At 72.1% G+C, this 20,491-nt stretch carries 15 protein-coding genes and 1 tRNA gene; 10 read left to right on the forward strand and 6 right to left on the reverse strand.

Annotation, left to right across the window (positions count from 1 at the left end; genetic code table 11):
- Window positions 1-4: 4 nt before the first annotated feature.
- Together BW982_RS15165 and BW982_RS15170 are read left to right on the forward strand one after the other, a co-directional pair.
- Window positions 5-96: transfer RNA gene (locus BW982_RS15165), tRNA-Ser, on the forward strand.
- Window positions 97-159: 63 nt separating this feature from the next.
- On the forward strand, window positions 160-519 hold the full coding sequence (locus BW982_RS15170; RefSeq protein WP_139327490.1) for a hypothetical protein: 360 nt from the start codon (window positions 160-162) through the stop codon (window positions 517-519).
- Between the two features lie 13 nt (window positions 520-532).
- On the opposite strand, the gene BW982_RS15175 is transcribed toward BW982_RS15170, so the two are convergent.
- From BW982_RS15175 to BW982_RS15185, 3 genes are read right to left on the reverse strand one after another with little or no spacing between them, the layout of a single operon-like run.
- Window positions 533-2,839, reverse strand: a complete 2,307-nt coding sequence (locus BW982_RS15175) for a transglutaminase TgpA family protein (protein ID WP_076494681.1) — start codon at window positions 2,837-2,839, stop codon at window positions 533-535.
- On the reverse strand, window positions 2,826-4,073 hold the full coding sequence (locus BW982_RS15180; protein WP_076494820.1) for a DUF58 domain-containing protein: 1,248 nt from the start codon (window positions 4,071-4,073) through the stop codon (window positions 2,826-2,828). Before BW982_RS15180 ends, BW982_RS15175 begins: the two co-directional genes overlap by 14 nt.
- Window positions 4,074-4,080: 7 nt before the next feature.
- Window positions 4,081-4,995, reverse strand: a complete 915-nt coding sequence (locus BW982_RS15185; protein ID WP_254845622.1) for an AAA family ATPase — start codon at window positions 4,993-4,995, stop codon at window positions 4,081-4,083.
- Window positions 4,996-5,340: 345 nt separating this feature from the next.
- Here BW982_RS15185 and BW982_RS15190 point away from each other — a divergent pair, with 345 nt between their 5' ends.
- The 6 genes from BW982_RS15190 (at window position 5,341) to BW982_RS15215 (ending at window position 13,975) form a co-directional block, all read left to right on the forward strand.
- On the forward strand, window positions 5,341-6,249 hold the full coding sequence (locus tag BW982_RS15190) for an ROK family protein (protein WP_076494683.1): 909 nt from the start codon (window positions 5,341-5,343) through the stop codon (window positions 6,247-6,249).
- 60 nt (window positions 6,250-6,309) lie between these two features.
- On the forward strand, window positions 6,310-7,533 hold the full coding sequence (locus BW982_RS15195; RefSeq protein ID WP_366515020.1) for an ROK family transcriptional regulator: 1,224 nt from the start codon (window positions 6,310-6,312) through the stop codon (window positions 7,531-7,533).
- Window positions 7,534-7,660: 127 nt separating this feature from the next.
- Window positions 7,661-9,022: an extracellular solute-binding protein gene (locus BW982_RS15200; RefSeq protein WP_076494687.1), complete on the forward strand. Its 1,362-nt coding sequence runs from the start codon at window positions 7,661-7,663 to the stop codon at window positions 9,020-9,022.
- A gap of 2 nt (window positions 9,023-9,024) precedes the next feature.
- A complete protein-coding gene (locus BW982_RS15205) occupies window positions 9,025-9,957 on the forward strand; it encodes a carbohydrate ABC transporter permease (protein WP_076494689.1) in 933 nt (310 codons plus the stop codon).
- A 61-nt stretch (window positions 9,958-10,018) separates the two neighbouring features.
- Window positions 10,019-10,921, forward strand: a complete 903-nt coding sequence (locus BW982_RS15210) for a carbohydrate ABC transporter permease (protein WP_076494691.1) — start codon at window positions 10,019-10,021, stop codon at window positions 10,919-10,921.
- A gap of 27 nt (window positions 10,922-10,948) precedes the next feature.
- Window positions 10,949-13,975 (forward strand): alpha-mannosidase, encoded by a 3,027-nt coding sequence (locus BW982_RS15215; protein WP_076494693.1) that lies wholly within the window; start codon window positions 10,949-10,951, stop codon window positions 13,973-13,975.
- 123 nt (window positions 13,976-14,098) lie between these two features.
- On the opposite strand, the gene BW982_RS15220 is transcribed toward BW982_RS15215, so the two are convergent.
- From BW982_RS15220 to BW982_RS15230, 3 genes are read right to left on the reverse strand one after another with little or no spacing between them, the layout of a single operon-like run.
- Window positions 14,099-14,593 (reverse strand): hypothetical protein, encoded by a 495-nt coding sequence (locus tag BW982_RS15220; RefSeq protein WP_139327491.1) that lies wholly within the window; start codon window positions 14,591-14,593, stop codon window positions 14,099-14,101.
- 4 nt (window positions 14,594-14,597) lie between these two features.
- Window positions 14,598-16,604 (reverse strand): primary-amine oxidase, encoded by a 2,007-nt coding sequence (locus tag BW982_RS15225; RefSeq protein WP_076494697.1) that lies wholly within the window; start codon window positions 16,602-16,604, stop codon window positions 14,598-14,600.
- Between the two features lie 35 nt (window positions 16,605-16,639).
- Window positions 16,640-18,115, reverse strand: coding sequence for an APC family permease (locus BW982_RS15230; RefSeq protein ID WP_076494699.1), 1,476 nt, complete (start codon window positions 18,113-18,115; stop codon window positions 16,640-16,642).
- Window positions 18,116-18,319: 204 nt separating this feature from the next.
- Here BW982_RS15230 and BW982_RS15235 point away from each other — a divergent pair, with 204 nt between their 5' ends.
- A complete protein-coding gene (locus BW982_RS15235) occupies window positions 18,320-19,804 on the forward strand; it encodes an APC family permease (protein WP_076494701.1) in 1,485 nt (494 codons plus the stop codon).
- Complete coding sequence (locus tag BW982_RS15240; protein ID WP_076494703.1) at window positions 19,797-20,486, forward strand: helix-turn-helix domain-containing protein; 690 nt, start codon at window positions 19,797-19,799, stop codon at window positions 20,484-20,486. Before BW982_RS15235 ends, BW982_RS15240 begins: the two co-directional genes overlap by 8 nt.
- Window positions 20,487-20,491 lie beyond the last annotated feature (5 nt).

The raw sequence follows: 20,491 nt of genomic DNA on the forward strand, positions 1-20,491 counted from the left end.
TGTTGGAAGTGTGTCCGAGCGGCCTAAGGAGCATGGCTGGAATCCATGTAGGCGGGGTAACTCGCCTCGCAGGTTCAAATCCTGTCACTTCCGCCAGACGGGAGCCCCGTCCGAACGAGAGTTCGGGCGGGGCTTCCCCGTTCGGGGGTGAGGCAACACGTGACCGTCCGCATCGCAGATCGACGGCGACGACTCGGGCGAGCCCTGGGGGTGCTGCCGGGGGTCGTTCTGCATCTCCTGGCGTCCGTGGCGGCGTGGACGTTCGTTCAGGTGAACGGGCTGATGGTCGCGGGATGCGGATCTGACCGGTCCTGCGACTTCGTCCTCACGGATGCCGCCGTCAACGGGGTCCAGCCCGCGCTCATCGTGGTGTGGGCGATCACCACCGCCCTGGCGATCGCGCGCCCGCTCGCGTGGGGGCGCAGCCCGTGGCCCGTGCTCGGCGCCGGAATCGGCGTCTCCGCGGTCCTCACCGTCGCCGCATACATGGTGCTCCGCGCCGGGGCCGGGGTTTTCTGAGCGCGCCTTCGGCTCAGCCGACCCTCTCCGGCACCTCGACCGGCGAGGGCTCGCCGCGCAGCGCGAGGGACCGGGGGAGGACCACGGCGAGCGTCCGGCGCCCGATCGGCGCCCCCGCCCACAGGCGCGCGCGGACGCGGGCGACGGCCTCGGTCAGCGCCGAACCGTCCCCGGAGCGGCCGCCGTCCTCGGCGTAGACGGCGTGCTCCAGCGCGTCGCGCAGGACCGTGATGTCGTCGGCATCCACGCCGTGCTCATCGATGAGGCGAGAGGCGAACGCGCGGGGCGACTCGGCGTCGGGCGCACGGATGCCGAGGTCCACGGCCTGCGCGCGGATCTCCGCCCAGGCGGCCACCGCGTCGCCCGCGCGGATGAGTGCCGTGCGCGACCGGCGCCGCCACGCCCGCACCGAGCCCGGCGCGGCCAGCAGGACGAGGAGCACGACGCCGCCGACGGTGAGCAGCAGACCGGTCGGATTCTGGGCGCTGGACGCCCCCGAACCGGCGGACGTCGATCCGGGACCGTCCTGGTCGCCGAGCTGCGGAGCGTCGGTGCGGGTCGCGCCGGGGGTGGCGGCATCCTGCTGCTCGGGTGTGGTCGCCGAACCCGACTGGCCGCCGGTGTTGCCGGAGGCGAAGTTCGTCGGCACGCCGAGGCTGTTGGTCGGTTCGAACGGCACCCAGCCGACGCCGCGGAAGTACACCTCGGGCCACGCGTGCAGCTGACTCGACGTCACGGTGTAATCGGCTTGACCGGTCTGCTCGACCGAGCCCGACCGTGTGCCCGGGAGGTAGCCGACGACGATCCGCGAGGGCATGTCGAGCGTGCGCGCCATGACCGCGAACGCGGAGGCGAAGTGCACGCAGTAGCCCGTGCGTTCCTGGAGGAAACGTGCCACGGCGTCGATGCCCGCCCCGTCGAATCCGGCCTCGACGGGAGCGTCCAACGAGTAGCGGAACTGGCTGCTGCGGAACCACGACTGCAGTGCGATCAGTGCGTCGTACGGCGACTGCGCTCCGGCCGTGACCGAGCGCGCCGTGTCACCGATGATCGCGGGGACGTCGGCGGGGAGGGCGCGGACGGCGTCGCCGAGCTCGGCCCCGCCGACCGGCCGCGAACGGATCTGCTCGAGAGTGGGTCGCGGGACGAGCGCGCGCACCTCGTAGTCCTGGTTCCGCGACGACCCCGAGCGCGACACGATCGTGCGGTTGGCCGGCATCCCCAACCAGTCGCCCTCGAGGCCGGTGACGGTGGATGCCGGGTACGGCACCGGAAGCCACGGGCTGTCGAGTTCGCCGACCTTCACGCTCGTCGTCCAGTCGGCGACGGCGATGTCGCCGTCGACCTGCACGGGATCGAACACCGGCGCGTCCCCGCCGGGGACGCCGACGGTGTCGCCCGAGTCGGGCTGCCACACCGCCCCGTCGAACTGCGACAGCGTGACGGCGCGAAGGTAGGGCGCCGACGGTGCCGTGGTGGTGAACGTCAGCACGTCGATGTCGCGCGGCTGGCGCAGATCGTTGCCGAGCTCGAGGTTCGGGTTGATGGTCGTGCCGAAGCCCGCGCCCGTGCCCGAGGCGAAACGCAGAGCCGGCTGGGGGAGGAGCGGGACCGCAACGAGAGTCACCATCACCGACACGGCCGCGATCCCGATCGCGGTCGCCGACGCGCCCCACGCCCGCGAACCGCTCCGGCGGGCAGCGGGAGCGCCGCGCGTGCGGGAGCGGACATCCATGCGCAGGAGGAACAGCACGGTGGCGGCCAGGGCGAGCACGGCCGGTACGTCGACGTCGGCGGGGATCGCGATCGTCGGGATGAGCGACACCGCGACCAGTCCGACCCCGGCCAGGAGCGGCATCCGCGCGGTGAGGACCACGTGGTCGAGCACGACCGCGAGGCCGGTCACCGCGGCCACGAGCACGAACGCGAGGCCCAGGGCGGGGACGACGGGGGCGACGCCGAGCCGGATCTCCTCCGACGCGCCGGCGAACAGCGTCGGCACCGAGGCGAGCGTCGCGGGCGTCGGGATGACGCCGAGCAACGCCGTGGTGCGACCGAAGACCGCGGTCAGGAACACGACTCCGACGACGAGTTCGACCACGGTGGCGACGAGGGCGGGGGCGCGCGAGAACCGCACGGCGAGACCGCACCCGAGCACGAGGGCCGCCCCGGCGAGGGCGCCGACCGTCCACGCGCCGGGTGCGATGACGGAGAGAACCGGCAGCAGAGCCGCGGCGATACCGGCGAACACCCCGAGTGAGAGCAGGGCCAGATCGCGCCGCCGCCGCTCGGGGCGGCCGCCGGCCTCAGGCGCCGACACGGGCGTCCTCCGGTCGTGTCGCCTCTTCCCACGCGCGGGCGACGTCGCCTCCGGGGGTGAGCGACGTGGCGTGCCATCCGGTCGTGGTGCGGAGATCGCCGGCGGGGCCGACGTCGGAAACGGCCAGCAGGATCGCGAGCGGCGAGCGCGGGGCCGCTGCCCGGAGGGAGAGGAGGTCGTCCGGCTCCACGCGCCCGGTCACGACGACGACCGGGCCGAGCATGGCGGATGCCGCCGCGGGGACGATGCGGCGTGACGGGCCGTCCGCGCGGGCGTGCAGCGTCGCGAACGAGGCCGCGAGGCCGCGGGCCTCGGCGTCCTCTCCGCCGTCGACGGGGTCGGCCAGGAGCGCGCCGTCGCTGTCGATCACGTCGACGGTGTAGCCCTCGTGCACGAGCCGGGCGACCGCCGAGACACACGCGGAGACCGCGGTCTCGAAGGCGCGGTCGCGGCCCGGTCCCTCGGCGGCCGCCGGTGACCACCGTGCGAGCGCGCGGTCGAGCACGACCGTCGCGGCGGGGCTCGACTCCTGCTCCTCCTGGCGGACCATGAGGGTGTCGCGGTGGGCGGTCGCCCGCCAGTGGATGCGCCGCATCGAGTCGCCCGGGGCGTACGGGCGGGCGACGAGGTTGTCCGCGCCCTGGCCGAGATGCAGGGCGGAACTCTGCCGCGTCCCGCCGGCCTCCCCGGTCGAGGAGGGGAGCGGCGCGAGCTCGACGATCGTGGGTGCCACGGTCACCTCGGTCGCGCGGCCGACGGCGAAACGACGCCGGATCAGCCCGAACGGGTCGGTCGTGGACACCCGCAGCGGCCCGACCGAATGGATGCCGCGCACCGCGCCGCGCACCTCGTACCGCAGCCGCACGGGGGTGCCCGTGCGCCGCAGGGTGGACGCCGCGGCGGGGAACGCGCCCTCCGCACGGCCGTCCAGACCCGCAGGCAGCGCGTCCGACCAGCGGCCCGGGAGCGTCGGAAGCGCGGTGCTCACCCGCACCGACAGCTCCACCTCGGAGATCCCGCCGACCTCGACCACCTCGGGCGCGGCGGACCGGACGACCTCCCCGGTCGCGCGGACCGCCAGCGCGCTCGCCGCCGAGCACATCACGAGCGCCAGCATCAGCACGCCGAAGTACAGCAGCTCGGGGATCGCCGCGCGCTGCGCGACGATGAGGGCGATCACCGCGAGGGCGAGCGCTCCGGTGCCCCGCAGGGTCAGCGGCCAGCGCCCCCTCACGGCGCTCTCACGCCCGCTGCGCGAGCGGGACGCGCACGCTCGCCGCGATCCGCTCCAGCGCGTCGGCCACGACCACGGCCCCCGCACGACCGCCCGCGGCCGAGCGGTTCGCGATGACGCGGTGCGCGAAGACGGGGCTCAGGAGCGCGGTGAGGTCGTCCGGGATGACGTACCCGCGGCCGTCGAGCGCCGCCCGCACCTTCGCCGCGCGGACCAGCTGCAGCGTCGCGCGGGGGCTCGCCCCGAGTCGGATGTCGGGGTGGCTGCGGGTGGCCTGCGCCAGGGCGACGGCGTACTCCTCGAGAGCCGGGGCGACATGCACCCCGCGCGCCCAGGCGATCATCGCGGTGACCTGGGGGGCCGAGACCACGGGGGTGAGCGCGTCGAGCGGGTTGACCGCATCGCGCTGGCGCAGCATGAGCGTCTCGGCGGCGGCGTCCGGGTACCCCATCGAGATCCGCAGCAGGAAGCGATCGCGCTGCGCCTCGGGGAGGGCGTACGTGCCCTCCATCTCGAGCGGGTTCTGCGTGGCGACGACCAGGAAGGGGGAGGGGAGCACGTGCGTGCGTCCGTCGACCGTGACCTGCCGTTCCTCCATGGCCTCGAGCAGCGAGGACTGCGTCTTCGGCGACGAACGGTTGATCTCGTCGGCGATCACGATGTGGGCGAAGACGGCACCCGCGGTGAACTCGAAACGCCGCTCGACCGGATTGAAGACCGATACGCCGGTGATGTCGCCGGGCAGGAGGTCGGGCGTGAACTGGATGCGGCGCACATCGGCGTCGATCGTGGCGGCCAGGGCCCGCGCGAGCATGGTCTTGCCCACGCCCGGGACGTCCTCGATGAGCAGATGCCCCTCGGCGAGAAGTGCGATGAGGGCGCTGCGCACGGCGTCCGGCTTGCCGTCGATGACGCGCGACATCGACGCCACGATGCGCTCGGTGAGCCGGGCGAAGGAGGCGGCGTCCAACGGTTCGTCGGATTCCGTGCGCAGTGGCTGGAGGTCGGGGCGGCGCAGCCGCGGGGCCGCCTCGGGCGTCACCGTATCGTCCATGGCATCCCTCGTGTCGCATCGCGGCGGAGGAGCGTCTCGGGCCGCCGTGACCTGATCGTAACCTGCGTGAACCCGTCCCGGGCCGGAATGCGGCAGGTGCTCAGGTGCGTGCACGCGTCATCGTGGCCCTAGGATCGGGCATCGTCGCCCGCACCGCTCGGGCGCACCCGCCCGCATCGTCCGGGCGATGTCGCCCGAACCGAGGAGCCCGCGATGTCCCCTGCCGCCCCCGTACTCGCCGTCGACATCGGCGGCACCAAGGTGGATGCCGCCGTCGTCACCGCCGCGGGCGAGGTGGTGCGCGCGAGCGTCGCACGCCGACCCACCGGTCGCGACACCAGCCGCGAGGGGATCGCGGCGAACATCCGCGCGGCGGCGGAGGAGGCGCTCGCCGCCGTCCCCGAGCTGCGCGTCGGCGCCATCGGCGTGGGCAGTGCCGGACCCGTGGACCTGCCCGCGCGCTCGGTGTCGCCCCTCAATCTCCCGCAGGCCGCGGGGCTCCCGATCGACGAGGTGCTGGCGGGTCTCGTCGACGGTCCGATCTCGCTCGCCCTCGACGGCACCTGCATCGCGCTCGCCGAGCACTGGCGCGGCGCGCTCGTCGGCACGCAGAACGCGATGGCCATCGTGGTCTCCACGGGTGTCGGCGGCGGGCTCATCCTCGGCGGCCGTCCGATCTCGGGCGCCTCGGGCAACGCGGGGCACCTGGGCCAGACGTTCGTGCGGACCGTGGAGGGAGACGCGGCGGCCGCGACGCTTGAGTCGGTGGCCGCGGGTCCCGGCTCGGTCGCGTGGGCGCGCACCCAGGGCTGGGTCGGCGAGACGGGACTCGATCTCGCCGCCGCGTACCGCGAGGGCGATGCCGTCGCCGTCGCCGCGGTCCGTCGCTCCGCGAGTGCGGTGGGGCAGGCCATCGCCGCCGCCGCGACCCTGTGCGATCTGGAGGCCGTGGCGATCGCCGGCGGCTTCTCGCACGTGGCCGACGACTACGTCGATCTGGTCGCCGCGGCCGCCGCCGCGGCATCCGTCCACGCCTACGCGCGACGCTGCCGCGTGGTGCCCTCGGGTCTCGATGGCGACGGGCCGTTGCTCGGCGCCGCCGCCCTCGCCCTCGGGGCGTGACCGGCCGGGCGAGGGGCGGCGGCGTAATCTGAGCACGGGCCCGCGTCGCGGACCGACGGAATCGAGAGCGGGGATGCCATGCGGACGGGCTCCAATCTGCCCGCGGTGGGCGAGTACAACCAGACCCTCGTGCTCGATCTGATCCGCCGTTCGCCGGAAGGGCTCAGCCGCGTCGAGCTGTCCGCCCGGACGGGTCTGTCCGCCCAGACCCTCAGCAACGTCACCCGGCGTCTGGCCGAAGAGGGCCTCATCGCCGAGGCCGGGAAAGTCATCTCCGGCCCGGGCAAGCCCCGCACGCTCCTGAAGCTCGAGCCGCGCTCGCGCTTCGCCGTCGGCGTGCACCTCGACCCCGTGGTCGACACCGTGGTCGTGGTCGACATGGCCGGCCACGTGGTCGCCCACGAGGAGATCGCGCCGCAGGGCGAGGTCCCCGCCGCCCAATTGGTCGCTGCCGTGGCGACAGCCGTGGACGACATCCTCGCGCGCGCGGGGATCGACCGCACCCTCGTGCTGGGGGTCGGGGTGGCCGCCCCCGGTCCCTTCGATCCCCGCGGCGGGCGTCTGCTCGATCCGCCCCTGCTCCCGGCCTGGCACCACGTGAACGTCCGGGACGATCTCGGCGCCGCCACGGGCCTGCCCGTCATCGTCGAGAAGGATGTCACCGCCGCGATGGTCGGCGAGCTGTGGTTCGACCGCTCGGATGCCCTGAGCGACGCGATGTTCCTGTACTACGGCGCCGGTGTGGGCCTCGGGGTGGCGATCGCCGGGGCTCCGGTCCGCGGTCGTACGGGAAACGCCGGCGGCATCGCCCACATCGTCGTCGACCCGCTCGGGCCGGTGTGCGGCTGCGGGTCGCGCGGGTGCCTCGGTGTGTCGATCGAGCCTCGCACGCTCTTCGCGGAGGCGGGCTACGACCCCGCGACCGGGGGCGATTCCCGCCGCGAGGTGGACCGCCTCGTCCGGGATGCCGCGGCCGGACGCCCGGAGACGGTCGCGGTGCTGCGCCGCGCGGGGGAGCGGATCGCGCGCGCGCTGGTCGTGGCCAACAACCTGCTCGACGTCGACGAGGTGATCCTGGGCGGTCCGGTCTGGGAGCGTCTCGCCGGCATCCTGGGCGACGCCGTCAGCGCGCGCGTCGCCGCCGACCCGGCCTCCACCGCCACCCGCGCGATCGAGGTCCGTCGCTCGCTCGTGGGCGCCGACGTCGCCGCGGTCGGTGCCGCCTGTCTCATGCTCGACGGAGCCTTCGCCGCGCGCCCCGCGCGGATGATGATCGCGCTCTGACGCGGGTCCTCTCCCCGGCGTTGCGGATTCGTTACCCCGGGTTCGGAAGAAGGACTTGCCGCTTTAGTCCATTTGATTTATAAAAGATCTCGGCGACGAGATGTCCCACCCGAGCAAGGGAGCTTCCATGAAGAAATCGACGACGATTGCCGGCGGTCTCATGACCGCCGCAGCGCTGACCGTCGCTCTGGCCGGCTGCGCCGGCGGGGGCGGCAGCAGCGCAGACGCGAACACGATCCGTGTCGCGTACCAGACCACCGCCACGTTCAACCAGATGCAGACGCTGATGGAGAACGCCAAGAAGCAGTTCGAGGCCAGCCACGAAGGTGTGACGGTCGAGCTCGTTCCCATCCAGGCCGAGGGGCCGGACTACTACACGAAGCTCGCGCTGATGAACAAGTCGGCCAGCACCGCCCCCGACGTGCAGTACGAAGACACGTTCAAGATCCAGTCCGACGCCGCGGCCGGCTACCTCCTGCCGCTCGACGACTACCTCGCGAAGTGGGACGACTGGTCGCAGTTCGCCGAAGGCGCCAAGCAGGCCGGCCTCGGCCCCGACGGCAAGACCTACGGAGTCTCGCTCGGCACCGACACCCGCGGCCTCTGGTACAACAAGGACCTCTTCGCCAAGGCCGGCATCCCCGTGCCGTGGCAGCCCAAGACCTGGGCCGACATCCTCTCCGCCGCCGAGAAGGTCAAGGCCGCCGACCCCGACGTGATCCCGATCAACGTCTACTCGGGCAAGACCGCCGGTGAGGCGGCCTCCATGCAGGGCCTGGAGATGCTCCTGTACGGCACCGACGACACCCTCTACGACACCTCGTCGAAGAAGTGGGTCGTGGGCAGCCAGGGCTTCAAGGACTCGCTGAAGTTCATCTCCGACGTCTACCAGGGCGGTCTCGGACCGTCGCTGCAGCAGGCGCTCGACCCGAACATCTTCACCAGCGTCACCGCGGACTGGCTGCCCTCGAGCAAGCTGGCCATCGCGCTCGACGGCTCGTGGCAGTCCGCCGCCTGGATCGACGGCGGCACCGCCCCGTGGCCCCAGTGGAGTGACACCCTCGGCATCGCCGCCATGCCGACCCAGAAGGGTCAGGCGCCCGGCACGACGAGCATGTCCGGCGGCTGGACCCTCGCCCTCGGCAAGAACACCAAGAACGCCGACCTGGCGTGGGAGTTCCTCACCACCGCGGTGAACAAGGAGAACGCCACCTCGTACGACATCGACAACAGCCAGATCGCCGTCCGTGCGGACGTGGCCAAGTCGACCGAGTACCTCGGCGCCAACCCGAGCTTCGAGACCTTCTCGAGCTTCGTCGACACCACCCACTTCCGTCCCGCCACTGAGGACTACGACAAGATCTCCAACCAGATCCAGGTCGCGATGGAAGCGGTCATGACCGGCCAGTCCAGCGTCGACGACGCGGCAGCCGCCTACGACCAGGCCGTCATCGGCATCGTCGGCGAAGAGAACACCCAGAAGGGCTGATCATGACCGCCCCGGCCATCACCGGGGCGACCGGCCCCGGCCGGAGGTCGCGCGCCACCACGCGCGGCCTCCGGTCGTCGGTCCGGGCGCTCCCGCTGCTCCCCGCCGCCCTGCTGCTGGCGGTCTTCCTGCTCGGCCCGATCCTGGTGTCGCTGTGGGGCTCCCTCACCAACGCCACGCTCTCGGGCTCGACCGCCGTCGACTCGCAGTTCGTCGGCTTCCAGAACTACACCCAGCTGTTCGCCTCGCCCGACTTCCCGGTCGCGGTGATCAACACGATCGTCTTCGTGTTCTTCTCCGCCGTCGTCGGGCAGAACGTCCTCGGTCTCGCCCTTGCGCTCATGATGCGCTCGGGCAACCGCATCGTCACCGCCGTCGTCGGAACGATCGTGGTGACCGCGTGGGTGCTCCCCGAGATCGTCGCGGCCTTCGCCGCCTACGCGTTCTTCCGCGACAACGGCACCCTCAACGCCGTCCTCGGCGTCTTCGGCCTCGAGCCGGTGAGCTGGCTGTTCACGATGCCGGTGCTCATGGTGATCTTCGCCAACATCTGGCGCGGCACGGCGTTCTCGATGATGGTGTACTCCGCCGCGCTGTCCGACGTGCCGCCCGAGATCACCGAGGCGGCCGAGGTCGACGGGGCCAGCGGCATCAAGCGGCTCATGCTCGTCACCATCCCGATGATCCGCTCGACCATCGGCACGAACTCGATGATCGTGACGTTGCAGACCCTCTCGGTCTTCACGCTCATCTTCGTCATGACCGGCGGCGGCCCGGGCACCAAGAGCACGACGCTGCCGATCCTCGCGTACCAGCAGGGCCTGAAGTTCGGCGAGCTGGGCTACGGCACCGCGATCGCCACGATCATGCTCCTCATCGGCGCGGTCTTCTCGTTCTTCTACGTCCGCGCGCTGCGCGAGGAGGTCTCGTCGTGAACTCCCTCCTATATGTCTCCGTCCTCTTCTCCGTCCGCGCGCTGCGCGAGGAGGTCTCGTCATGACCACCACCACCCTCCCCGAGGTCGTGGGCACCCGCGCGCGGCGTGCCCCGAAGCGCACGAAGACCTCCCTCTCATCGCCCCGCACCCGTGCCCTGCGCGTCATCTCGAACACGCTGCTCATCGTCATCGGCATCCTGTTCGTCGTCCCGCTGGTGTGGCTCGTCACGGCGTCGCTCGACGCGCAGCCGACGCTCGCGATCAAGATGCCCGAGGTCATCACCCTCGACAACTTCGCCGCGGTGATGAAGCCCGACCTGCTGTTCCTGCCGCTGTGGAACAGCGTGCTGCTCGCGGGCGGCACGGCGATCGCCACCGTCGTGCTCGCCTCGCTCGCGGCCTACCCGCTGTCGCGCTACAAGATGCGCGTCGGAAAGCCCTTCCTCTACGCGGTGCTGTTCGGCACGTGCCTTCCGATCACCGCGATCATGGTGCCGGTCTACAGCCTGTTCGTGCAGCTGAACCTCATCGACTCGATCGGGGGGACCATCCTGTTCCTCACCGCGAGCGCCCTGCCGATCGCCATCTGGATGATGAAGAACTTCATGGACGGGGTGCCCGTCGAGCTGGAGCACGCGGCCTGGATGGACGGCGCGGGATCCCTGCGCACGCTCGTGCAGATCGTGCTGCCGCTCATGCGCCCGGGGATCGCGGTGGTGTTCATCTTCACTTTCATCCAGGCATGGGGGAACTTCTTCGTCCCCTTCGTGCTGCTGCTCAGCCCCGACTACCAGCCGGCCGCGGTCAGCATCTTCAACTTCTTCGGCTCGTTCGGAGCGGTGGCCTACGGCCAGCTCGCGGCCTACTCGATCGTCTACTCCCTTCCGGTCCTCGGCCTGTACGTCCTCGTGCAGCGCGGGCTCGGCGGCCCGTCGGCTCTCGCCGGCGCGGTCAAGGGCTGACCCGTCCCCCCAGACAAGGAACTCCTCATGCACGACCGCACCGCGCTCATCGAGATGCGCATCGACCGCTTCGTCCGCGAGCGTCTCGCCCCCGCCGTCTATCGCGCCCGCCAGCCCCTCGACATCTCGGCCTGGGAGGCCCCGGGCGAGCCCGTGACCTTCGCCGAGGCCGCCGCCGCCGAGTACCGTCCCTTCGCCGTCGGGACGCCGTGGGGCCGGGCATGGGGGACCACCTGGTTCGCCGTGTCGGGGGAGATCCCGGCCGCGTGGCGCGACGCCGACGGCGCGCTGCCCGACGGCACCGTCGCCGAGCTCGTCATCGACCTCGGCTTCACCGCCGGGCAGAGCGGCTTCCAGTGCGAGGCCCTCGTGTGGAACCGCCAGGGTGCGCCGATCAAGGGCGTGTCTCCGTTCAACAACGCCACCTCCGCGGCCCTCGACGCCGACGGCCGCGTCGACGTGCTCGTCGAGGCGGCGTCGAACCCCGACGTCGGCAGCCTCTTCACCTTCGAGCCGACGCACCTGGGCGACCCCGCCACCGCCGGAGACGCTCCTCTCTATACGCTCCGCGACATGTCGATCGGTCTGCGCGACCTCGCGGTGTGGGAACTGCTGGCGGACTTCCGTCTGCTGCGCGGCCTCATCGATGAACTCGACGCGACCTCGGCCCGCCGGGCGACGCTGGTGGAGGCGATGGATGCCGCGATCGACGCCGTCGACCCGCACGATGTCGCGGGAACGGCCCAGGCCGGCCGCGACGTGCTCGCTCCGCTGCTCGCGGCGCCCGCGGCATCCAGTGCCCACGTCCTCCACGCCGTGGGGCACGCGCACATCGACTCGGCCTGGCTGTGGCCGGTGCGGGAGACGGCGCGGAAGGTCTCGCGCACCTTCTCGAACGTGCTGTCGCTCATGGACGAGGACCCCGAGTTCGTCTTCACCAGCTCGTCGGCGCAGCAGTTCGCGTGGATGAAGCAGCACTACCCGGCGCTCTGGGAGCGCCTGAAGGAGCGCGTCGCGGAGGGGCGCTTCGTGCCCGTGGGCGGCATGTGGGTCGAGTCCGACACCAACATGGTCGGCGGCGAGGCGATGGCCCGCCAGTTCCTCGAGGGCAAGACCTTCTTCCAGGAAGAGTTCGGCATCGACACCGAGGAGGTGTGGCTGCCCGACTCGTTCGGCTACAGCGGAGCGCTGCCGCAGATCATGAAGGCCGCCGGAGCCCGCTGGTTCCTGACGCAAAAGATCTCGTGGAACGAGACCAACCGCATCCCGCACCACACCTTCCAGTGGGAGGGCATCGACGGCTCGCGCATCTTCACGCACTTCCCGCCCGTCGACAAGTACAACTCCGAGGTCACCGCGGCCGACCTCGCGCACGCCGAGCGCAACTTCGCCGACAAGGGCCGCGCGCGGACGTCCCTCCTGCCGTACGGCTTCGGCGACGGCGGCGGCGGCCCCACGCGCGAGATGACCGCGACGATCGCCCGCGCGCACTCGCTCGAGGGTGCGCCGATCGTGAAGCACTCCACGCCGCGGGAGTTCTTCGAGACCGCCGAGGCCGAATACGCCGACCCGGCCGTGTGGGCGGGGGAGCTGTACCTGGAGTTCCACCGCGGCACCTACACCAGCCAGCTGCGCACGAAGCAGGGCAACCGCCGCAGCGAACACCTGCTCCGCGAAGCCGAGCTGTGGGCCGCGACCGCCGCCGTCCGCACGGGCGCCGCGTACCCCGCGGAGGCGTTCCGGCGCCTCTGGCAGCTCGTGCTGCTGCAGCAGTTCCACGACATCCTCCCCGGCACCTCCATCGCCTGGGTGCACCGGGATGCCGAGCGCAACTACGCCGCGATCGCGACCGAGCTCGAGCAGATCATCGCCGACGCCCTGCGCGCGCTCGCGGGGGAGGGCGACCGCACGCTCGTGGCCAACGCCGCCCCGCACACCCGCTCCGGTGCCCCGGCCCTCGGGATCGCGGCGGCTCCGGCCGTCCGCGACGTCGCCCCGCGCGCGGAGGGGGCGGGCTTCGTGCTCGACAACGGCGTCGTCCACGCCGTGATCGACGCCCGGGGTCTGATCATCTCGCTCGTCGAGGTGGCATCCGGTCGCGAGATCGTCCCCGAGGGGCAGGCCGCCGGCCTGTTCCAGCTGTTCCGCGACACACCCACCCAGTGGGACGCGTGGGACATCGACGAGACCTACCGCCGCCACGTCACCCCGCTCGACGCCGCGCGGGCGGTGCGCATCGACGGCGACGCGGTCGTGGTCGAGCGGACCTTCGGCGACTCGCACCTGACCACCCGCATCGCGCTCGCCGCGGGCGCGCGCACGGTGCGCCTGTCGATCGACGTCGACTGGCACGAGCAGCAGCAGCTGCTCAAGCTCGCCGTGCCCGTCGACGTGCACACCGACCGGGCGGCATCCGAGATCCAGTTCGGCCACATCACGCGTCCGACCCACACGAACACCTCGTGGGATGCCGCGCGCTTCGAGACCGCGGCCCATCGCTGGGTCCGTGTCGCCGAGCCCGGCTTCGGTGTCGCCGTGACGAACGACTCGACCTACGGCCACGACATCACCCGCCACGCGCGCGAGGCCGGCGGCACGTACTCGCTCGTCCGGTTGTCGATCATCCGCGGCGCACTGTTCCCCGACCCGCAGCAGGACCAGGGCGCGCACCACCTCGAGGTGGGCATCGTCGTCGGCGCCGAGGTCGAGGACGCCGTCGTCGAGGGCTACCGCACCAACCTGCCGCTGCGTGTGATCGAGGGGGCGGGTGCGGAGGAGGTCGCCCCGCTGGTGACCGTCGACGACGAGGGGGTCGTCGTCGAGGCGGTCAAGCTCGCGCACGACGGCTCCGGTGACGTGATCGTGCGGCTGTACGAGGCGCGGGGTCGTCGCGCCCGCGCGCGGGTGGCGGTCGGATTCGCCGCCTCCGGCGCGGTCGAGACCGACCTGCTCGAGCGACCGGTCGCGGCCGCCGCGGTCGTGGATGCCGACGACACGACGGTGGAGCTGGCCCTGCGCCCGTTCCAGCTCGTGACGCTGCGCTTCACCCGCTGAGCGCGTCGGGCCGGCTGAGCGTGCGGGCCCCGGGAGGAGATTCGGGAACGGGAGGACGAATTCTGCGGATTCGTCCTCCCGTTCCCGAATCTCCTCCGCTCACGGGGGTGTTCCCGGCTGCGGTCACACCATCGCCACCGCCATGAGGCCCACGGACACCGCCATCGCGCCGATCTGCGCGCGGTCCAGGCGCGCCGGCATCCGCCGCATCGCGGTGACCGACAGCACGCCGTAGCCGATCGCCGCCGCCGCGAGCAGGGGCGCCGGTGAGAGCCCGTGCGCGTGGTCCGAGGCCGTCGCGTGTCCGCTCATCGCGAGCTGCAACCCGGCCATGACGACCATGCCGAGCGTCGTGTGCAGCGTCATCAGCGCCGGCACCCGCGGCGCACGCCGCTGGCGCGGACGGCGCCAGATCGCCAGACCCAGTGCCGCCGCGAGCAGCAGCGCGGTCCAGTACACCGGGGCGACGACACCGAACGCGGCGGCATCCACCATCGCCAACAGCATGACCGCCGCCGCCACGACCTCGGGCGGCCGCACCCGCGCGCGATCGGCGGCCAGACAGCACGTTCCGATCGCGGCGGGGGCGACCGCCCACAGGTGGAGGATCTCGCTCATCGGTTCAACAGTGGTGCGCGCCGTCGTGTGCGTCGTGCCCGTGCGCGCCGAGACCATGATCCTGCGCGCCGGTCGCCGGAGCGCAGTGCGTGTTCGCCGGTGCGGGGACGTTCAGCACGGGGCTGCGCTCGAAGAAGTTGTACGGCTTGAGCGTGAACTTGGCGTAGTCCATGGGCATGACCGGCCAGTCCTCGTTGCGCGGGAAGTGCGTGAGGCCGAACGTATGCCACAGCACGACGTCCTCGCCCACGAGCGGCTCGTCGCCGGAGATGAAGTCCGGGATGCCGGCCCCGCCGGGGTGCTGGTTCACGAAGTCGCCGGCGGCGTAGCGCTCGGCCGGGTCGTACTTGGTGACGAAGAGGTTCTTCGTCGCGAACGCCGCGCGCGCGGCGATCGACGAGGCCTCGTCGGCGAGGAGCACGGGCGTCTCGGTCGGGAAGAGCACGTACGAGGTCGCCTGCCCGCGCTCGGTGGTCTTCTCGGTCGAGGCGATCTGCCACACCCGGTTGACCGCGCCGTCGGCGACGCGGCCCGACACCTTCTCCGACGCGATGGGCGTGACCTTCTTCGTGAAGGCGTTGCCGGCGGGATTGGTGGCCGAGATCGGCAGTCGCACCGCGTCGATCTCGTTGACGACGTTCGCGACGCCGTCCACCGTCATGTCGAGCCGCGCCGAGAAGAGGTGCTGGTGGTACGGCGCCCCCAGCCCCGGTGCGACCTCCGACGCGAAGGGGTAGCCCTCGCCCGGGTACGCAGAGGTGAAGAGGATGCCGGTCAGCTTGGCCTCGCACTCGATGGTGCCGTCGAGGGAGAGGTACCAGTAGAAGCCGTAGTCGTAGTTGCCGACCGTGGTGAAGAACGAGATCACGAGACGCCGGGAACGGCGGACCTCGCTCGACCCGGTGAAGATGTCGGTGTGCTTCCACAGGGAGCCGAAGTCCTCCTCGTGCATGCACACCGCGTTGCGGATGGTGCGCGGCATCCCGTTCTCGTCCGACAGCACGGCGTCGACGTAGGTGATGTCGCCGACGCAGTCGCATCCGAGTTCGAGCTCGTTCGTGTAGCGGCCGAAGAGGTACTCGCCGGTGTCGAAGTAGTTCTGCCAGAAGCGGTTCGGTGCGGGGTCGGCGTAGGGCACCACCATCTCGCTGATGGAGCCGCGGTACATCACCGGGCGGCCGGCGAACGAGAGCTGACGGAGGATGAGTCCCTCGCGGGTGTCGAAGCCGATGCGCAGGTCCCACTCGCCCCACGTGACGTGCTCGTCGTCGACGGTGAAGCTCGACCCCTCGGGCTGGGTGATGACGATGGGCTTCAGCCCCTCCAGCGGCGGTCCCTGCAGCTCGGGGTCGTCGAAGTTGCCGTGCGTCTCGGGCACCGTGAAGCCCGGGGTGTCGACGATCTCGATGATCCGGCGGTCGGCGACGTCGATGTAGGCGGTGAGGCCGTCGACCGGGTGCGCCCACGGGTGGTCGGCGGGGTGGTCCTGCCGGAACGCGAAGGTGCGCAGGATGCGACGGCCCACCTCGTTCTCGTAGCCGTAGTGCCCGGCCGACAGGGGCACGAGCACCACGTTCTCGGTCGTGAGGCCGCGGGCGGCGAGGGCGGCCACCCAGGCCTCGTCCTCGTTCGCGATGACGCCGACCTCTTCGAACTCGGCATCCAGGATCGGCAGCTGCCCGTCGGATCCGTCGAGCTCGGTGGAACGGAGCACCGTGCCGGTCGCGAGCGACACGACGAGGTCGAGGGAGTGCGCGGTGCGCAGGTTCAACAGCTGCACGCGGGCGCGGCGCTCGGGGGCCGGTGCTTCGCCGCGTTCCCACGCCAGGACCTCGCCCTTCGGCGCTTCCTCGAGGCCGACGTAGGCGAAGCGGGTCGCCTCGTCGACACCGTCGAGGCCGGCGACGATCGTGCGGACCGCGGTGATCTCCGCGGGGGTCAGGGAACCGAGCGGGTGGGCGGGGGCCTCCGGCGCGGTGTAGGCGGAGACGGTGGGATCGGTGAGGGTCATGGTGTCTTCCTGATGGAGCGGGTGGCGGACGGGGATCAACCGGCGATGGCGTCGGTGAGCTTGGCGTAGGCGGCGGGGCGACGGCGACGGATCCACGCTGCCTGGACGTAGCCGAACAGCGGCACGACCACGACCAGGGCGAGGAGGGCCCAGGTCACCGCGCCGAACGTCGGTGCGCCGTCGCCGTCGACGTCGCCGACCATCACGGGGAAGTACGCCACGATCACGACGGCGGACACCGCGAGCCCGGCGAACCCGAGGGCGGGCGCGATCACGGTGTTCCACGGCTGGCGGTCCGCGCGGTTGCGGGCGAAGTAGACGATCACGGCGATCGAGGTGACGGCCATGAGCGCCACGATCGCGACGGTCGCGACCCCGGAGAGCCACGTGAACACCTGCAGCAGCGGGTCGAGTCCGAGGACGGCGAAGACGGCGAGCAGGATGCCGGCGGTGACCGTCTGCACCAGCGACGACGCGTGCGGTGACAGGTGACGGGCGTGCACGCCGGACAGGCGCTCGGGCAGCACGCCCGCGGTCGACATCGCGTGCTGGTAGCGGGTGAGGACGTTGTGGAACGACAGGACGCACGCGAACATCGATGTCAGCAGCAGCACGTTCACGAGCACCTCACCGACGGTGCCGAGGTAGATCGCGACGGTGCGGAGCATGAGCGTCGCGGGGTTCTCGGCCGCCGCCGCCAGGATGCCGTTCGGGCCCCACGCCATGATCAGGCCCCAGGTCGCGAGGGTGTAGAAGATGCCGATGCCGATGACCGCGCCGTAGGTCGCGCGCGGGATCGTGCGGTCGGGGTCGCGAGCCTCGTCGCGGAAGATCGCGGTGGCCTCGAACCCGATGAACGCGGCGATCGCGAACATCAGACCGACCCCCGGCGACCCGCTGAAGACGTTGGCCGGCTCGAACGGGGCGAGGCTCAGGCCCTCGGGTCCGCCGTTGACGACGACGGCCGCGACGAGCACGAGCACGATCGCGACCTCGGCGACCAGCAGCACGCCGAGCACCTTGCTGGAGAGGTCGATGTGGCGATAGCCCAGGATGCCGACGAGCCCCACCGTGGCGAGTGCGTACAGCCACCACGCCAGGTCGGGTCCGCCGATCGACACGACGGTGATCTCGAGGAGGTAGCCGATGTAGCCGTACACCGCGACCTGGATCGTCGTGTACGTCAGCATGGCGGTCCACGCGGCGGCGAGACCGGACGGTCGGCCCAGGCCGTACCCGATGTAGGTGAAGAACGCGCCCGGCCGCGGCACATGACGCGTCATCGCGGCCAGACCCACGGCGAACAGGAGCAGGATGACGGCGCTGACGGCGTAGAGGGTCGGGTAGCCGACGCCGTTGCCGATCAGGATGCCGAGGGGACCGGCGCCGCCGACGACGGTGAGCGGCGAGGCGGCGGCGACGACCATGAAGATGATCGCCGTGACGCCGAGGGAGCCGCGGAGGGTCCGCGGGGTCGCGGCGGCGGCCCCCTTCGATTCGAGCTGGGTCATGTCGGAGCCTTTCGGAGGTCGGGTGTGCGTCCGAGGATCCTCCCGGCGCGTTGCCTCGCGATGTGATCGGCGTGAAAGTGCCGGGACACCGACTGAGACACCGTGGCTGGGGGTGTCTCAGTGGCGGATACGCGCGCGAAACATCGGTGTCGCGCCGAGGCAACGGCCGGGGCGTACGGTCGCACCGAGTCCACGGGGAGCACCATGACCGCACTTGCCCGCGCCATCGCCCGGCCCACGCCCGTCGCCGGCTTCGGCGCGCGTTCGCCCCTGCACGGACTGGAACGCCGCAGCATCGGCATCGTCGACCTCGCAGCCCAGTCCGTCGCCGCCGTCGCGCCCGCGGCGGCCGCGACCACGGTCGTCCTGCTGGTCGCGGGGGTCGCGCCGGGGGCTGCGGTGGCCGCGATCGTCGCCGCCGGGGTGCTCAGCTTCGCCGTCGCCCGCACCGTGTCGCAGTTCGCCCGCCGCTTCGCCGCCGCCGGCGGACTGTACACCTACACCGCTCGCGGATTGGGGGAGCGAGCGGGGCTGGTCGCCGGTGCGGCGATCGTGATCGGCTACGCGGCGATCGCGATGTTCGCGCTCCTCGGGGGCGCCTACTACCTGGGCTACCTGCTCGGGGCGGCGTGGCCCGGCCTCGACCGCGGCACGACGGTGACGGTGTCGCTCCTGGGCGAGGTCGCGTTCGTCGCCGCGGTCCTCGTCTCCGGCATCCGCCTGTCGGCGCGGGTGGCGCTCGTGGTCGAGGCGATCTCGGTCGCGCTCATCGTCGCGCTGCTGTCCGTGCTCCTCGCGCTCATCGGCCCGGCCGACGTCATCGCGACCCTCGCGCCCGGCCCCGTGGACCCGGTCGCGCTCGCCGCGGGGGCGGTGGTCGCGCTCACCGCGTTCGTGGGGTTCGAGTCCGCCGCGACCCTCGGGGTGGAATCGGTGGCACCGCTGCGCAACGTCCCCCGGGCGATCACGGGTACCGTCGTGATCAGCGGGGGCGTGTACGTCCTGGCGGCCGTGACCCAGGCATCGGGCTTCCACGCCCTGGGCCTCGACCTCGCGGCCAGCGCATCGCCGGTCAACGATCTCGCGGGTGCGTACGGACTGGGGCCGTGGGGCGTGGCCGCCGACATCGGGATCACGGCATCCTTCCTCGCGTGCGCGATCGGTACGGTGACGGCGCTCGTGCGCGTGCTGTTCGCGATGAGTCGCGACGGCGTGCTGCCCGCGGGCCTGGGACGCACCCACCGGCGGCTGCGCACGCCGATCACGGCGATCGCGGCGGCGCTGCCCGTGGTCGGGGGCGTCCCGCTCATCCTCGCGCTCGCGGGCGTCGATGCGCGCGAGGCGATGCAGGCGACGCTCGCCGTCGGGGCGACCGGCTACATCGTCGCGTACGTGCTGGTGTGCGTCGCGGCGCCGGTGTTCCTCCGGCGGATCGGGGAGCTGACCGCGGGCCCGGCGGTCGTCGCGGGCGTCTCCGCGGTGGCGCTCACCGCGGCGCTGGTGGCGTTCCTCGTCGTCGGGACCGACGCCGTCGCCCTGGCGTCGGTCGCGGCGGCGACCCTGCTCGCCGGCGCGGGGATCGCGATCGTCGCGGCGCGCCCGCGGTCGCGGCCGATCGGCGCGTACGACGAACCCGTGGCCGCCCAGGTGCTCGGCGGCGTCGCACCGCCCGGGCGGACCGATGCCTGAGCCGCCGGGACTGGCCGCGCGGCAGCCGGGAGCCGTCCGCTCAGCGCTGGCGGTGCTGGAGGCCGTGGCGCACCTCGGTGCCGGGGTGAGCGCGCAGCGCATCTCCACGGAACTGGGTCTCCCGCGCGCGACCACGTACCGGCTCCTGAACCTCCTCGTCGAGGACGAGTTCCTCGTCCGCACCCCCGACCTCTCCGGCTTCGCGCTGGGCGCCCGCGTCGCGCAATTGGCCGGGGTCACGGCCCCACCCGCGCGCCTGCCCGCGGCCGCGCGAGCGCTTCTCGCCGACGCGCGGCGCGCCGTGCGCGGGGGCGTGCACGTGGTGCTGTTCGTGGACGGACGTGTCGTCGTCCTCGACGCGGATCCGGACTTCCCGCTCAGCGACGCGGACCGGCTGGTCCGCGAACCCGCCCGCTACGCCCTCGGTCGGATGCTGCTGGTCGCCGAGGGGCGGGTGCCGGACGGCGCGATCGCCGCCGACGTGCGCCGATTCGGCGTCACGCGGCAGTGCGGCGAGATCCTCCCGACGACCGGATGCCTCGCCCTCCCTCTCCGCGACGATCGGGGGGTCACGGTCGGCGCGGTCGGGTTCTCCGGCGCGCGTCACCGCGTCGACGACCCGTCCGAGGTCATCGGTGCGCTGGAACCGGCCGTGCGCGCCCTCGCCCCGCTGGTGGTGTGACCCGC

It is taken from the genome of Microbacterium sp. RURRCA19A, from assembly GCF_900156455.1.
In the GTDB taxonomy this organism is placed as follows: domain Bacteria; phylum Actinomycetota; class Actinomycetes; order Actinomycetales; family Microbacteriaceae; genus Microbacterium.

Coding starts and splice junctions, on each gene's coding strand:
- BW982_RS15185 (WP_254845622.1), bottom strand. CDS start 4,995: ATGTCGCGCGTCATCGACGGCAAGCCGGACGCCGTGCGCAGCGCCCTC.
- BW982_RS15190 (WP_076494683.1), top strand. CDS start 5,341: ATGTCCCCTGCCGCCCCCGTACTCGCCGTCGACATCGGCGGCACCAAG.
- BW982_RS15200 (WP_076494687.1), top strand. CDS start 7,661: ATGAAGAAATCGACGACGATTGCCGGCGGTCTCATGACCGCCGCAGCG.
- BW982_RS15205 (WP_076494689.1), top strand. CDS start 9,025: ATGACCGCCCCGGCCATCACCGGGGCGACCGGCCCCGGCCGGAGGTCG.
- BW982_RS15210 (WP_076494691.1), top strand. CDS start 10,019: ATGACCACCACCACCCTCCCCGAGGTCGTGGGCACCCGCGCGCGGCGT.
- BW982_RS15215 (WP_076494693.1), top strand. CDS start 10,949: ATGCACGACCGCACCGCGCTCATCGAGATGCGCATCGACCGCTTCGTC.
- BW982_RS15220 (WP_139327491.1), bottom strand. CDS start 14,593: ATGAGCGAGATCCTCCACCTGTGGGCGGTCGCCCCCGCCGCGATCGGA.
- BW982_RS15225 (WP_076494697.1), bottom strand. CDS start 16,604: ATGACCCTCACCGATCCCACCGTCTCCGCCTACACCGCGCCGGAGGCC.
- BW982_RS15230 (WP_076494699.1), bottom strand. CDS start 18,115: ATGACCCAGCTCGAATCGAAGGGGGCCGCCGCCGCGACCCCGCGGACC.
- BW982_RS15235 (WP_076494701.1), top strand. CDS start 18,320: ATGACCGCACTTGCCCGCGCCATCGCCCGGCCCACGCCCGTCGCCGGC.
- BW982_RS15240 (WP_076494703.1), top strand. CDS start 19,797: ATGCCTGAGCCGCCGGGACTGGCCGCGCGGCAGCCGGGAGCCGTCCGC.